Origin of the sequence: Litorilituus lipolyticus (assembly GCF_006439335.1) — a bacterium.
Lineage (GTDB): Bacteria > Pseudomonadota > Gammaproteobacteria > Enterobacterales > Alteromonadaceae > Colwellia > Colwellia lipolytica.
Genome location: NZ_SAWY01000027.1, coordinates 146,651 through 160,343, shown reverse-complemented (window position 1 = coordinate 160,343; position 13,693 = coordinate 146,651). Strand labels below are relative to the sequence as shown.

Genomic DNA, 13,693 nt, shown 5'->3' with positions numbered 1-13,693 from the left:
GTCTATTTATGTTGGCCGCTACAGCTTCCAAATAAGCAAAGATATCAAACTTTTGTTACGTGAGTTGAGACGCCACCGTACAGATCTATCGTTAAATTTCTTTTATTGGCATAAGTATTTGGGGTTAAACCTAGGTGTGCTTTCAAATATCGTATTAAATGAGGTTGATCGCTAAAACCAAATTTAAATGCGATCTCAACCCAATCAATTTCATCTTTATGAAGTGAGTACAAGTGCTCAAGCATTGCTTCAAGTCTATTCATTGATTGACATTGCTTAAGCGTAAAACCTGTAACTCTATTAAATGCTCTTTCTAATGTTCTTTGAGTGCAATGTAGTTTATCACCTAATTTAGCAATAGCTGTTTCATCTATTACTTCTAGCGCTCTCGATACTAATTTACTGTATTTATCCTTTTGAAATTGAGAAAGCCAGAGCATCAGCAAGCCATCAAGTTGGTCCCGACACATAGCACCATCTTGTCGAGCAATGAACAATAAATTTAATATATCTAGTTCACCATTACCAAGTAAGCTATGCATATCAACAGAGGTAACTCTATCTAAAATAGGATGTTTTGGTGTAAATGACTTGATTGAATATAAGGCACCGACTTTGAACTTAACACCTAAGTGAACAAAAGGTTTGGTGTGATCAAGATGTAAAGTTTGCAAATGTGGAAAGAGTAAATGACAACCAACACCTCTTGCCAGATCACCACCAGACTCATAACTATACTCTTGATTTTTAGGTGAAATAATTAAATGCCCACTAGGATCTGGGTTTAATTTTGGAAACTGAAAACTACCAGAATCGTCTAATCTCTCAATCAACCAATAACACTCAACAAATGTTGAAACTACAGGACATTTAGGTTGTTGTAACCATTGGATCATAGTTTTATCAGCCGTGAATTAGTTATATCAATTAATCACTATTATTTATTACATTCAAGTCCCTTTTATTCAAGATAATAAAAGGGAGTCTATGTTTTGAGGTTAATCCCTTGAGAAGTCAAATTGCACGATTCTATTCAAAGCTAAAAATCCTGCTTTATCAATTGCTTTTTGCGCACCTATATTACTGCTTTCAGTAGAGCAAATAGCTTTCACCCCTTTTTCCTTAGCTAGATTGACAAGTTGGTTTAATACTTTTGTAGCTATGCCTTGACCTCTATAGGCAGGCGATACAATCATTCCTAAGTCAACATATTGAGTTTGAAACTTATCAAAGTGCCTACACTCACCTGTTGCGACAATTTTATCATCTAATGAGTAATACCATAATTCTTTACGTTTAATTAGATTATCATAATAGCCCGTAAGCCACTCTTTCGGTGCTCCAATAGCTTCAACAGCAAAAGTTACCAATAATTCAAGTTGTTCGCTATCTGCCAATATTAGTTTGGCTTTTTCTTCAACCCTCCCTCTCAAATTATCACTATATTGGTACATAATCGCATTAACAGTAAATGATGACGTATTATCCAAACACATTGATAAATACTGTGGCTCTGCTGTACTAACAAAGGCACCTTTAACGTCGCCAATCACAGCACTATTACTGTGCGCAATTAACATAAATAGCTCTGTAGCTGATGATATTGCTGTTTCAGACAAATAAAACTGTAAAAGATAGCGCTCACTATTGATACAACAAAACCCGACCAAGCATTCATTTTCATAAAAACCATAATGCTCTGCCATGGAAACAAACCCAAAATGCCACATGCCATCTAAAGGGCTTGTAGATGCCTTAAAATAAGCTTCCTTTAAATCGTTTAATTCACTTAACTGTGTTACTTTTTTGATAATAAGCATCATATCAATCCTACTTGTATTATATAAATGTCGTAGTTTTCACTAAAATTGCTCTCACTACGCTTCAATGAAGACAATTTTAATGAAGTGAAAAATTCAAGTATTGAATAAAAACGACATATTTAATACGGACAAATAATTACGTACGTCGGCTATTGATAAGCTCGCACTAATGCAGCATTTAGTTTTATATCTCTGCTATTTAATTGCCATGAATCAAAATGAAATATAAATAAATCAAAAACAACTAAAGGTAGCTCTGAATACTTGTAGGAATAGAAAACAGAGTAGTTATCATACTGGCTGGCTCCCCCATTATGCGATGCAATTATGTTGCATCGCTGCTGTTAAAATGGCTCTACTTTTCCAACACAATAGTTAAGATTTCATTTGGCTGAAGTTGACTCAACGCAATAATGTCTTTGCCCGTTTTCTTCATTGCTTGGTGAACAACATATCGTCCGATGCGATAGCCAATAACACTTCGCCCATCAGGATGAAAGCCAGCCACCCAATGAGAGTAGTTAGCATCTTTAGGCAACTTCATAATTTCATCAAGCCACTGAGCTGCTTCATCTGGGTAATCATATGCTTTTGCAAAATACTCATCAGTATAAGTTTCTGCAAAAATGCTTGCTAAGCCTTCATTAACAGTGGCAACTGGAATACCTGGTTGGCTACCATAATGGTTTTCTGCTATCGTCCACCCTCTTGCTAAATGATGCATTTCATGAAAAAGGCTTGATGTTAGAGCAGAGTTTGCTGAGCCTGAAACACCACCTTTTGAAGCTGTTGAAAGGGTCACCTCTATTACTCCTGGGGCATCAGCTCGTCCAAAAACACCTCCAACAATATCTAAGTTACGGGTAGTTGTAACCACATTAACTTGGATATTTTCATCCAAATCAGGAAGTAATTGTCTGACTTTAACTTCCGCTTGTTTAACGATGCTTTCTATAAGGAGTTTCTCCTCCACGCTGAATTGATGGTTTTCTTCATTAAAATTTATTTCGGTTTTAGCCTCAGCCCCTGCAACAAGTCCAAAACCAATTATTAAAGTGAAAAGTAAATTCACGAACTTCATATCATTCTCCATTTAAAAAAACGTGAATTTGCAAAATGCAGACCAAGCAAAATAACAAAACATATCAATAAGTTACTAAAAATCCTAATAATACTACTTTCTATGCAGGCAAATAAGTAGTTAAACAGACTACTTTATAGTTAAAATTACAACGAGGTGCACAACACACTCTTACATTATTATGTAAAACAGTGCTTTCATTTGAAGTGAGTTTATAGTGCTATTATTTTAGTTATCAATAATGCTTAACAGTATCTTAGAGGTTAAGATGAACCAAGCTCAAGTGTTTGAGTTATTAGAACAGAACAAGAATATTCGTGGTATTGAGCACTGGAATAAAATGAGTAATACCAATAACCTAACATGTTATGGTATTGGTTTAACCATTCAACGAAAACTAGCCAAGCAAATAGGTAGGAATCGTGAACTCGCTCAAACACTATGGTTATCTAGTTGTTATGATGCCAAAGTGATAGCGTTACTAATTGACGATCCTAAACAAATCACAGTTGAGCAAGCAGAGCAGCAAGTAGACCAGTTAAACTCAGGCATGTTAAGCCATGTTTTCTCATCATGTGATGCCACTTTAGCTAAATCACCCATTGCCTTTGAACTTGCACAACGCTGGCTCAACAGTAATGATTTAAATCGACGTAAATGTGCTTTTGGACTCGTTTATGAGTTTTCAAAGAAAAAATCTAAAATCTATACCGAAGATTTTTTTATGTTGGTAATTACCGATATTGCCAACAATTTTGCTAAAGAAGCAAAATCGGTACAACTTGCTATGGGTGGCGCTTTAATGGGCATTGGCAAGCGCAGTGTAGCCCTTAATCAAGCGGCTTTATCACTTGCTCACCAACTAGGGCCTATAGACTTTAATGAAGAAGGAAGTCATTGCGAACCATTTGATGTAGTTAAGCACTTGACGAGTGATTATTTAGTTAAAAAGCTAGGGCTTAAGTAGAAAATCAAGATCAAATAAGAAAAGAGTAGTTAATCCATTGATAACTACTCTTATACATTCTTTATTAAGATACACACTATAACGACGATGGTATTTAACTAAAAGAGTCCTTCAAATGCCTTCATTACTCTCGGAAACCACATCATTGTTCCTGCCGCAAAAACTCCAATTGTCGTGATTATAGTGCCTATTGCAGCAAAACTTGCTGCAGACCATTTAACTTTATTACTTTCACTTCGCTTCGCCCAAAAAATTATTTCGGCGATCAACATAGGTAATAAATAAGATGCAAAAGACAGCGCAATATCTGCAGGTCCGTCAATGTTTCTACTATTTCCATTGGCTCCTTGGTTTAAAACAAACCAAGCCATTAAGTATAAGCGAAACGACCAAACGCCATTCACTAAAATAAAGCTATGAATTGCAAAGCGTTGATGAGATTTCAGCTTTTTATTTATGATTGTTTTCCAAGCGAAATAAATAGCAATAGGAATTAATAGCCCATTTAATGTAACGCCCAATGAACCTAAATCGCTAAATCTAAAACCTGCTCCCCAAGTTAAATACAAACCAGTAAATGCACCAGAAAGTCCAAATATAAAGAACATTCGACCATTGTATTTATGAAACTTTGGATAGTTTCGTCTTATATTTGGAATTAGTTGCAACAACCCACTCATTGCCATGATCGCTGCGGGCAAAATATGCGCAAAAAATATCAAAGTATCAGTAGCACTTTCACTTTTTGCCCCCTGCCCCGGTGACAAGGATAATGTTAACGCGGTATTACCAAGCAATGTTGGAAAAGCATAAACACTTAAAATATAGGCCGCAAATAACCACTGCCCTATTAACGCCACCACAACCCAACACTTAACAATATTATTAAGGGCTTGCTCAGCTGAAAAAGAAGGGACGCTCATTTTTTCTAATAAAACCTGCATACATAACCTTTATATACTAACTTATTGATTCAGTGCTACTTTTGCATTTATTACATCTAAAATCGCACCAAATTTGAAATTCGGCACACTATTTTTTGACATATTTCTTAATATATTGAACATTGAATAAAGAGTTTTGCCTTGCTAACATTTGCCCTCTTCATCAGCCCTAGGTAATTAAAAATGGAAGTATCTAATACTTACACAGCCATCCTTTTTATAAGTTTATTGTTTTTAATTGCCCAAGTTTTTGTACGTGAAAAACAAACGAGCCATATTCTTTTTGCTTTGTTTTGTGGCTCTATTGCAATTATGGCAACCAAAAAAATATCAGGAGAAACCATTGGCGCTTACCAATACTTAATAGGCATGGGAGCTTGTGCTACATGCAATGGTTACTGGCTACTATCGAGAAGTCTATTTAGGACAAAAGATGCTATTCAAGCACCTCATCTGTTTCTCGCAATAGCTATTGGTTTACTTATCATGGCAAGTCAGGGTTATTTATTTGTGCAAAGTAATGCGTTTATTTCATCTGAAAATAACGTGGCTCCACACCTTATTAATGAATTAACTATTTTATTATCTTCTACGGTCATCATGCTCTCTTTCTGGGAAGGCTGTCGTGGGTTTCGTTCTGACAGCAAAAAAGGTCAATCACAGCGACTACTTTTTTTAGCGACGTTTGGTTTAGCTGTTGGACTAAGTAAGCTTTCACAAGGCATGCTCGTTAATTCTCCTGAGACAAAAGAGCTTTTGTCAGCCTTAATTATTTTATTTGTACTAACGAATACTCAAATATTAATGATTTGGCGATTTAAAAAAGAAAAATTACAAACTACTGATAGCAATAATAATGAGCTTTGTTTAAGTCAGCTTGCAAGTGACAAAAAAATTACCGTTCAAAACGGGAACAAAATGAGTGAACCGTGTCCCGTAGAACAAGAACTTGCTAGTAAAATAGAAGCGTTATTGAAAAAGCAATCTTTATACTTAACGGCCAATTTAAAGGTTGCAGATATAGCACGGGAACTTGATGTTTCTGAATACAAAGTTAGCCACGTTTTAAGACATCATTTAAAAGCGAAAAACTTTAATCAATATGTTAATGAGTTACGCATAAAGCATGCTCAAAAAATATTATCAGATCCTAACAAAAAAGCTTGGTCAATCCTTGTCGTTGGCTTAGAAAGTGGTTTTGCCTCTGTCGGCCCTTTTACCCGTACTTTTAAGCTGATTACAGGGTTCACCCCAAATCAATACAGGCAACAGGCGTTAACTTAATAGCCCATGTTAATGCGCACTTGATGTACGCATCGCAAAAATTAGCTTTGCTTTATAAGTTGATGTCAATATTACAAACATTTGATATCTTAACTAAGAAATCATCAATACAACCTACAAAGAAGTTATTAGGGTCACTCAATGAAATTTTTACATTCAATGGTAAGAGTACATGACTTAGATGCGTCATTAGATTTTTACATAAACAAACTAGGACTTATCGAAACGCGCAGACACGAAGTACCTGCTGGTAAGTTTACTTTAATATTTCTAGCCGCTGGAGTTGGTGAAGCCGAAATAGAGTTAACCTACAATTGGGGATCTACAGAAGATTACACCACCGGGCGAAATTTCGGCCACTTAGCTTTTCAGGTCGATAATATTTATCAAACCTGTCAAAAACTACAAGAAGCTGGCGTCACCATTAATCGACCACCACGTTGTGGCAAAATGGCCTTTGTGAAATCCCCCGATAATATTTCAATTGAGTTATTACAAAAAGGTGAACCTTTAGCCCCTCAAAAACCCTGGGTAAGCATGGAAAACATTGGTAGTTGGTAATATTAGTATTTACGAATACTGGTACTTGGAAAACTAGAGACTAGCTAGACATAAAATATCTATCAATTTTGAGAGCGTATTACACAAGTTATATAATTCGCTCTCAATTTAACTAACACGTTATTAATTCAAATGTTTCCTAAGCTATACAGGGGCAAAAGGCTTTGGTTAAGTATTTATTAATATAATTATTGTGTTAAGGCATCTTTAAGTGCAGCTAAACAAAGCGCTACATTTTCCGATCTAGCTGCATAGCCCATTAAACCAATCCGCCAAGCTTCGCCTGCAAACTGCCCTAAGCCCGCACCAATTTCTAAATTATATTCATTTAATAAATATTGTCTGACTTTTACATCATCAATGCCCTTTGGAATATACACAGAATTTAATTGTGGCAAACGCTCTTGCTCTGGCACTATATAATCGAGACCTAAATCTCTTAAGCCTTTACTTAATTTATCATGCTGTGCTTTATGACGTGCCCAACTTTGCTCTAGTCCTTCATTTTGTAGCATCACTAATGATTCATGTAATGCATATAACGAATTAACCGGCGCGGTATGATGATAACTTCGCTTACCTTGTCCTGACCAATATTCCATCACTAGTGACTGATCTAAAAACCAACTTTGTACTGGTAACTTTCTGTTTTTAATCACTTCAGCTGCTTTATCACTAAAACTTACGGGTGATAAACCAGGTACACAAGATAAACACTTTTGACTACCAGAATAAATTGCATCAATACCCCAGTCATCAACTCTTAACTCAACACCCGCTAATGACGTAACAGCATCAACAATGGTTAAACAGTCATACTTTTTGGCAATGCTACATAAGGTTTTAGCATCAGATAAAGCGCCGGTAGACGTTTCTGCATGAACAAAGGCAACAAAACCTGCTTGCGGGTTTTGCTTTAAGGTATCTTCAAGGGCTTGTGGGTCAACAGCCCTGCCCCACGGGCAATCAACAATAATGACCTTAGCACCAATACGCTGTACGTTTTCTATCATGCGTGCGCCAAAAACACCGTTACGACAAACAACAACAGTATCTTCTGGCGTTAATAAGTTAACAAAGCATGCTTCCATTCCCGCTGAACCAGGGGCTGAAACGGCCATCGTATAAGTATTGTTTGTTTTAAACGCATATTGCAGTAGTGACTTAACTTCATCCATCATACCCACAAAACTTGGATCTAAATGACCAACAGTAGGTCTTCCTAATGCAGATAAAACTCTAGGGCTTACATCAGAAGGTCCAGGCCCCATTAAAGTGCGTTGTGGCGGTATAAAAGATTGAATTGTCATAGTGACCTCATTAAAAACAATACACAGGGTATTTAGGTAATGTATTAGTACAAGTTAACATATCATTGCCAGTATTATTTATTAAATTAATTGCTATTATCCTAAGTATTCACCAAATTAATGCATGCGGATTCAAACATTAATTTAACGGTATAACCTAGTTAACCGACGCATAAACTTACTCATCGCTCAAGATACCTGATAACATAGCTTATCTAATTATTAATAACTTACCTTTTATGGCACTTAAATCAACAATTTATAAAGCTAATATTGAATTAGCAGATATGGATAGAAACTACTACGACAGTTTACAACTCACCATAGCGAAACATCCATCTGAAACCGATCAGAGAATGATGGTGAGGCTAGTGGCATTTATGCTCAATGCTCATCCTGATTTAGCTTTTGGTAAAGGTGTTAGTGATGAAGAGGAAGCAGCAATTTCTCTGGTCAATTACAGTGGTGAAATTAATTTATGGGTTGAATTAGGTCAAGTTGATGAAAAGCGCCTTAAAAAAGCCTGCAATAAATCAGAGCGCGTTAAGCTTTATGCTTATGGCTCTAGCGTCAACACTTGGTGGCCACAAGTTGAAAACGCGCTCAATAAATTCGTCAAGTTAACTGTAGAGTATTTTGAACAAGAGACCTGTGATGCATTGGTCAAATTTGTTAGTCGTTCAATGGACTTTCAATGTAGTATTCAAGATGGTCAAATGTGGCTTACGAGCAATGATGAAACTCTGCTCATTGAAACTAAAACATTAAAGTCATCGTAACGTATAATTTAAAAAGAAATAAAGTGAACCTTATGTTAATTAAAAAGCACTTCAACATATCAATTATAGCGGCTTCTGTATTCGCCATTTCAGCGTTAACGGCCTGCAACAGCACACAACAAAGCATTGAAAGCCAAGTCGATGCGAATATTTCATTTGAGCAAGTAACTAAAGATGTGACTTTTCTTGCCAGTAACGAGTTGCAAGGTCGTAGTAACTTTACTAAAGATATCGATACCGCAGCAAATTACATTGCTGAGCGTTTTCAAACCATCGGTTTAAAAAGCCAATCAGGTGAAGCTGATGACACAAAAAGTTTCTTGCAAGAGTATCGAATCAAAACCGTAACGCCTGAAAAGCTTAATGTTACGTTAAACCAACAAAGTGTTTTAAAAGACAATTTAGCGATTGCAAGTAACAGCACTGATATTGATTGGAAAAATGATGATTCTGTTAGCTTACACACAATTGGTGAAGCCGATAATATGCGCGCGGCATTACAAAAAATTAATCATCAAGGCGGCAAGCATGTTGTTTTACTCAATTTAGCTCATGAAAAAATGTTTCACCGCTATCAAAACTATTTTAATCACGGTATTACCAAACTCGAAACCACAGCTAAACCAAGCGATAAAATAACTGGCGGTAGTATTATATTGGTATTAACGAACGAAACTGATATTAAAACATTTTCTGTACAAGCCACTAATACAGTAAAAGAAACCGTATTAAAAAATGTGGTTGGTGTTCTACCAGGTAAATCTAAAGCCGATGAAATTGTCCTTTATTCTGCTCATTATGATCATTTAGGTAAGCAAGGAGAAAGTGAAATATTCAACGGTGCAGATGATGACGCATCAGGTACGTCAGCTATCATCAACCTAGCTGAGCACTTTAGTAGAACACAATCAAATGAAAGAACGATTATGTTTGCCGCTTTTAGTGCCGAAGAAATTGGCGGTTTTGGTTCAAAATATTTTTCCAAGCAACTTAACCCTGATTCAATTACTGCCATGATAAATATTGAAATGATTGGTAAGCCTTCTAAATTTGGTGAAGGTACGGTATGGATGACGGGCATGGAGCGTTCAAGCTTAGGTGAGCAATTAAACGTAGCGTTAGCAGCAAGTGAAAACAACACGTTAAAGGTTCATAGTGACCCATATCCTAAACAAAACCTATTCTACCGTTCAGATAATGCAACCCTAGCGAGATTAGGCGTGCCAGCACATAGCTTTAGTAGTACACAGCTTGATAAAGATGAACACTACCATCAAACCAGTGACGACATTAATAGCTTGAACTTACCATCTATGCACCAAGTTATTAAAACCTTAGCCATTGCAACAACACCGTTAATTGAAGGAAAAATAACACCTTCACGTATTGACCCGAATAAAGTTAAAAATAAAGGGCTAATCTACTAAACGGTTCACCTACAACTGCTATTTACCTAGCAATTTTAATCGACTAAACCAAAGCAATGGCAAATACCTTTGCTTTGGTTTAAATATTCCCCCAGTAAAATCAAATCGCTTGGTATTCACAAAGTAAATTGAAGTATGTATATCTAATTTTCATTGTTAATCAAATAGTTAAGACTCTATTCGTCAGACCGATATGAGCTAAAAGCAGACTGTTAGCTTTATAATTTCAATGGGCCGCTTCAAGCTCAATGCTGCCGTTGAGCATCCATTAATTGGTGTTAATGATGAGCAAAAAGCGCTGTTAACCGTATTTAAATTCAAAATGACTTTTGTGATTTAAAACTTGAAAAGGCCATAGTAGTATAGGTAAGTTTAAGCCTAGCAGCCTGACATCACTTGGTAAACTATGGCTTATTATGGCTACTTTACGTCACTGAAAAAATAGTTGTCGATTTCTAGATACTTCCTTTATCCGAGCGCTCTCACATTATATTGTCTATACTTAAAGCCCCACCGTTCTATGAGCAAAGTTGATGCCTGAAATACTCGTCAATAATAAGGGAGCTAGAGTGCTTTCTTTCATTTCTTTTAGCGTTTTATTTTTGCTAACTACTACTCTTTTAATACCTACTGCTGTTGGGCAAGAGCTATATAGTGGAAGGGTGTCTTTTGTCCAGTATAACGATGATGGTTCATTTTCATTTCAACTTTCCGAACAAGGTATACCTGTTATCATTAAAAACCCCAAGTGTGGTAGTAACAATATGCTTTTAGTAAAGAAACTTCATAGGAAAGTTAATTATGAGAAACTAAATAGAATGCGTAACGATATTCGCTCTGTATTTCTAAACTCTGCTAAATTGAAAATATCAGTTTTTATTTCTTTTTGTGATGAAGCGACAGGCCATCCGTTGGTTGATAATATTATGCTTGGGCAACGAAAAAGCTAAGTTGACTTATATTCTTCTCATTTTTAATGGCTATGAAATAGAAGGAATTAAATGATGATTATTGTAAAGCAATGAAAACGACGCTCAGTATATTAGATACTTGTTCTACATCATTTGTTATTTTCATCTGCTATTTAGCTGTGAGTGTTATCACATTTACGGGATTTTACTTTAATCACTTCCTTTTATTTGAACCACTATTTTTTTTACCTATTTTAGTTCTTAGCTGGTATGGAAGTCGAAGCGCAGGAATTTTACTAAGTGTTTTTATTGTTTCTTTAACCTTATTTATTAATTTTATGGTGCTAGGCTCAGTTACCTTTTCTTTAGAATATTCTATTTATACTTTTTTACGTCTAATAACCTATATTTTATCCTCTGTTTTAATCATTAATTTTAGAAACGTCCACAATGCAGAGTTTGTGATGGCTAGTACAGATAGTCTCACAGGTCTGTTAAATCATAGAAGTTTTTACCTAGACTTAGCCAATGAAATCATTCGTTCGATTAGGTATAAACATGTTTTTTCATTGGCCTATTTAGACATAGATAATTTTAAAAACATTAATGATTCCATTGGTCACTATAAAGGGGATGAACTACTTATTTCAGTTGCAAAATGTTTACTCTCTAGCTTACGGAAAACAGACATCATAGCGAGGTTGGGTGGTGATGAATTTGCCATTATATTTCCAGAAACTAGCCAAGGAGAAGTTAAGAGTGCTTTTGCCAAAGCCAGCGAAGAACTAAAAAATAAAATGCTAAAAAAAGGATGGGATGTGAGCTTTAGTGTTGGCATTGTCACGTTTGAAACTTTACCTGCGGATATAAAAGAAGCGATAAAAGTTGCTGATGACCTTATGTATACAGTAAAAAATAATAAAAAAAATGATGTTGCCTTTAAAGTGTGGCAAGGAAGAATCTAATGGTACTGATAGGGCTAGTAGCATCTGCCTTGGTAATGAAAGCAATGTGAGATACGTTGATTTTTTAGGAGAAGATTATGACTAAGTATCGATTAGAAAGTGATTCATTTGGTCAATTAAAAGTTCCAGAAGATAGCTACTTTGGTGCTCAGACAGCACGTTCATTAATAAACTTTCCTATTGGAGAGGAAAAAATGCCTAGGCCATTAATTAGAGCATTGGGTATAGTTAAAAAATCCGCAGCACAAGTCAATGTCGATTTAGGAAGGCTGGACAAAACTATTGGTCAGACTATCATATTGGCGGCCACAGAGGTGATGAATGGCTCTCTTGATATACATTTTCCCTTAGTGATATGGCAAACAGGCTCGGGCACTCAAACAAATATGAATTGCAATGAAGTAATTTCCAATCGTGCTATTGAAATGCTAAATGGCACTGTTGGGAGTAAAAATCCGATTCATCCTAATGACCATTGCAACATGGGCCAATCATCGAATGATACTTTTCCAACGGCAATGCATATTGCTGCGGTTGAAGAAATAACACACAGTCTATTACCAGCATTACAATATTTGCGCGATGAATTGCACACAAAGTCTATATCATTTAATCACTTAGTTAAAATAGGTAGAACGCATTTACAGGACGCAACCCCATTGACACTAGGGCAGGAATTTTCTGGATTCAGCACTCAACTAGATAATGCTATCCGCAGAGCTAAATCGACGCTTCCAGCTTTGTACCAATTAGCACAGGGAGGAACAGCCGTAGGAACAGGGCTTAACAGTGTCAAAGGATTTGATATTAAATTTGCCAAGCAAGTAGAAAAAATAACAAAACTCCCGTTTAAAGCAGCCCCAAACAAATTTGAAGCGCTCGCGGCTCATGATGCCATAGTTGAGGCCAGTGGTGTATTAAATACAATCGCTGTTAGCTTAATGAAAGTTGCTAACGATATCCGTATGCTCGGTTCAGGACCGCGTTGTGGTATTGGAGAGATTAATTTACCTGAAAATGAACCCGGTTCGTCAATTATGCCCGGTAAAGTTAATCCTACTCAATGTGAAGCGTTGACCATGATTGCCGCTCAGGTAATGGGAAATAATTTAACGATTTCGATTGCTGGCTCAAATGGCCATTTTCAGCTCAATGTATTTAAGCCAGTTATGATATATAACCTTTTACAGTCGATTCGCTTACTTGCCGACGGTTGCCAGAGTTTTACCGCGAGATGTGTCACAGGTATCACTGCCAATGAAGAGCGCATCGCTAAGTTAAGGGATGATTCATTAATGCTGGTTACAGCACTGAATCCCTACATCGGTTATGACAATGCAGCCAAAATTGCTAAAAAGGCTCATAAAGATAATTCGACGCTACTTGATGCTGCACTTGCCCTTGAATTAGTGACAGCAGAGCAATTTAAGGAGTGGATTGTACCTGAAGATATGATTGAACCAAATAATAAGCCGATATAGAAAGGCCTTGCCTATGTCAGGAATCTAAAAAGGTGCTTGATTGGCTCTGGCTTGTTTTAATCTATTTTTTGGTAACTGAAATTTTTGTACCTGCTAATACAATGATGGGAATGACCGCTTTGGTAGTAGAGCTGTCCATCAGAAGTAGTTTTGTTATGTA

General features: G+C 36.3%; 13 protein-coding genes. 8 read left to right on the top strand and 5 right to left on the bottom strand.

Annotation, left to right across the window (positions count from 1 at the left end; genetic code table 11):
* Window positions 1-44: 44 nt before the first annotated feature.
* From EPA86_RS12710 to EPA86_RS12700, 3 genes are all read right to left on the bottom strand, one after another.
* Complete coding sequence (locus EPA86_RS12710) at window positions 45-896, bottom strand: helix-turn-helix domain-containing protein (protein WP_140604169.1); 852 nt, start codon at window positions 894-896, stop codon at window positions 45-47.
* Between the two features lie 102 nt (window positions 897-998).
* Complete coding sequence (locus tag EPA86_RS12705) at window positions 999-1,823, bottom strand: GNAT family N-acetyltransferase (protein ID WP_342777399.1); 825 nt, start codon at window positions 1,821-1,823, stop codon at window positions 999-1,001.
* Between the two features lie 355 nt (window positions 1,824-2,178).
* Complete coding sequence (locus tag EPA86_RS12700; protein ID WP_170309653.1) at window positions 2,179-2,904, bottom strand: DUF2268 domain-containing putative Zn-dependent protease; 726 nt, start codon at window positions 2,902-2,904, stop codon at window positions 2,179-2,181.
* A gap of 268 nt (window positions 2,905-3,172) precedes the next feature.
* On the opposite strand from EPA86_RS12700, the gene EPA86_RS12695 reads away from it, so the two are divergent.
* The gene (locus EPA86_RS12695) at window positions 3,173-3,871 is read left to right on the top strand and encodes a DNA alkylation repair protein (protein ID WP_140604165.1); all 699 of its coding nucleotides are present in this window, start codon (window positions 3,173-3,175) and stop codon (window positions 3,869-3,871) included.
* 98 nt (window positions 3,872-3,969) lie between these two features.
* Here EPA86_RS12695 and EPA86_RS12690 read toward each other — a convergent pair whose 3' ends face one another.
* Window positions 3,970-4,815, bottom strand: coding sequence for a DUF2306 domain-containing protein (locus EPA86_RS12690; protein ID WP_140604163.1), 846 nt, complete (start codon window positions 4,813-4,815; stop codon window positions 3,970-3,972).
* A 183-nt stretch (window positions 4,816-4,998) separates the two neighbouring features.
* Between EPA86_RS12690 and EPA86_RS12685 the strand changes: the two genes are divergently transcribed.
* On the top strand, window positions 4,999-6,099 hold the full coding sequence (locus tag EPA86_RS12685) for a helix-turn-helix domain-containing protein (RefSeq protein ID WP_140604161.1): 1,101 nt from the start codon (window positions 4,999-5,001) through the stop codon (window positions 6,097-6,099).
* Window positions 6,100-6,240: 141 nt separating this feature from the next.
* Window positions 6,241-6,660: a VOC family protein gene (locus EPA86_RS12680; protein WP_140604159.1), complete on the top strand. Its 420-nt coding sequence runs from the start codon at window positions 6,241-6,243 to the stop codon at window positions 6,658-6,660.
* 188 nt (window positions 6,661-6,848) lie between these two features.
* Here the strand turns inward: EPA86_RS12680 and EPA86_RS12675 are convergent, their stop codons facing one another.
* Complete coding sequence (locus EPA86_RS12675; protein WP_140604157.1) at window positions 6,849-7,970, bottom strand: pyridoxal-phosphate-dependent aminotransferase family protein; 1,122 nt, start codon at window positions 7,968-7,970, stop codon at window positions 6,849-6,851.
* Between the two features lie 239 nt (window positions 7,971-8,209).
* Between EPA86_RS12675 and EPA86_RS12670 the strand changes: the two genes are divergently transcribed.
* The 5 genes from EPA86_RS12670 to fumC all read left to right on the top strand — a co-directional run bounded on the left by EPA86_RS12670 (window position 8,210) and on the right by fumC (window position 13,533).
* Window positions 8,210-8,749 (top strand): YaeQ family protein, encoded by a 540-nt coding sequence (locus EPA86_RS12670; protein WP_140604154.1) that lies wholly within the window; start codon window positions 8,210-8,212, stop codon window positions 8,747-8,749.
* Between the two features lie 32 nt (window positions 8,750-8,781).
* Window positions 8,782-10,176: a M28 family metallopeptidase gene (locus EPA86_RS12665; RefSeq protein ID WP_140604152.1), complete on the top strand. Its 1,395-nt coding sequence runs from the start codon at window positions 8,782-8,784 to the stop codon at window positions 10,174-10,176.
* Between the two features lie 533 nt (window positions 10,177-10,709).
* Window positions 10,710-11,126, top strand: coding sequence for a hypothetical protein (locus tag EPA86_RS12660; RefSeq protein WP_140604150.1), 417 nt, complete (start codon window positions 10,710-10,712; stop codon window positions 11,124-11,126).
* A 140-nt stretch (window positions 11,127-11,266) separates the two neighbouring features.
* Entirely contained in the window at window positions 11,267-12,052 is a 786-nt protein-coding gene (locus tag EPA86_RS12655; protein ID WP_170309652.1) for a GGDEF domain-containing protein, read from the top strand.
* Window positions 12,053-12,129: 77 nt separating this feature from the next.
* Window positions 12,130-13,533 carry a class II fumarate hydratase gene (gene fumC, locus EPA86_RS12650; RefSeq protein WP_140604146.1) on the top strand — a complete coding sequence of 468 codons (1,404 nt, stop codon included), beginning with the start codon at window positions 12,130-12,132 and terminating at the stop codon, window positions 13,531-13,533.
* The last annotated feature ends 160 nt before the right edge of the window (window positions 13,534-13,693 follow it).

Coding starts and splice junctions, on each gene's coding strand:
- EPA86_RS12680 (WP_140604159.1), top strand. CDS start 6,241: ATGAAATTTTTACATTCAATGGTAAGAGTACATGACTTAGATGCGTCA.
- fumC (WP_140604146.1), top strand. CDS start 12,130: ATGACTAAGTATCGATTAGAAAGTGATTCATTTGGTCAATTAAAAGTT.
- EPA86_RS12660 (WP_140604150.1), top strand. CDS start 10,710: ATGCCTGAAATACTCGTCAATAATAAGGGAGCTAGAGTGCTTTCTTTC.
- EPA86_RS12705 (WP_342777399.1), bottom strand. CDS start 1,823: ATGATGCTTATTATCAAAAAAGTAACACAGTTAAGTGAATTAAACGAT.
- EPA86_RS12700 (WP_170309653.1), bottom strand. CDS start 2,904: ATGAAGTTCGTGAATTTACTTTTCACTTTAATAATTGGTTTTGGACTT.
- EPA86_RS12685 (WP_140604161.1), top strand. CDS start 4,999: ATGGAAGTATCTAATACTTACACAGCCATCCTTTTTATAAGTTTATTG.
- EPA86_RS12690 (WP_140604163.1), bottom strand. CDS start 4,815: ATGCAGGTTTTATTAGAAAAAATGAGCGTCCCTTCTTTTTCAGCTGAG.
- EPA86_RS12665 (WP_140604152.1), top strand. CDS start 8,782: ATGTTAATTAAAAAGCACTTCAACATATCAATTATAGCGGCTTCTGTA.
- EPA86_RS12670 (WP_140604154.1), top strand. CDS start 8,210: ATGGCACTTAAATCAACAATTTATAAAGCTAATATTGAATTAGCAGAT.
- EPA86_RS12695 (WP_140604165.1), top strand. CDS start 3,173: ATGAACCAAGCTCAAGTGTTTGAGTTATTAGAACAGAACAAGAATATT.
- EPA86_RS12710 (WP_140604169.1), bottom strand. CDS start 896: ATGATCCAATGGTTACAACAACCTAAATGTCCTGTAGTTTCAACATTT.
- EPA86_RS12675 (WP_140604157.1), bottom strand. CDS start 7,970: ATGACAATTCAATCTTTTATACCGCCACAACGCACTTTAATGGGGCCT.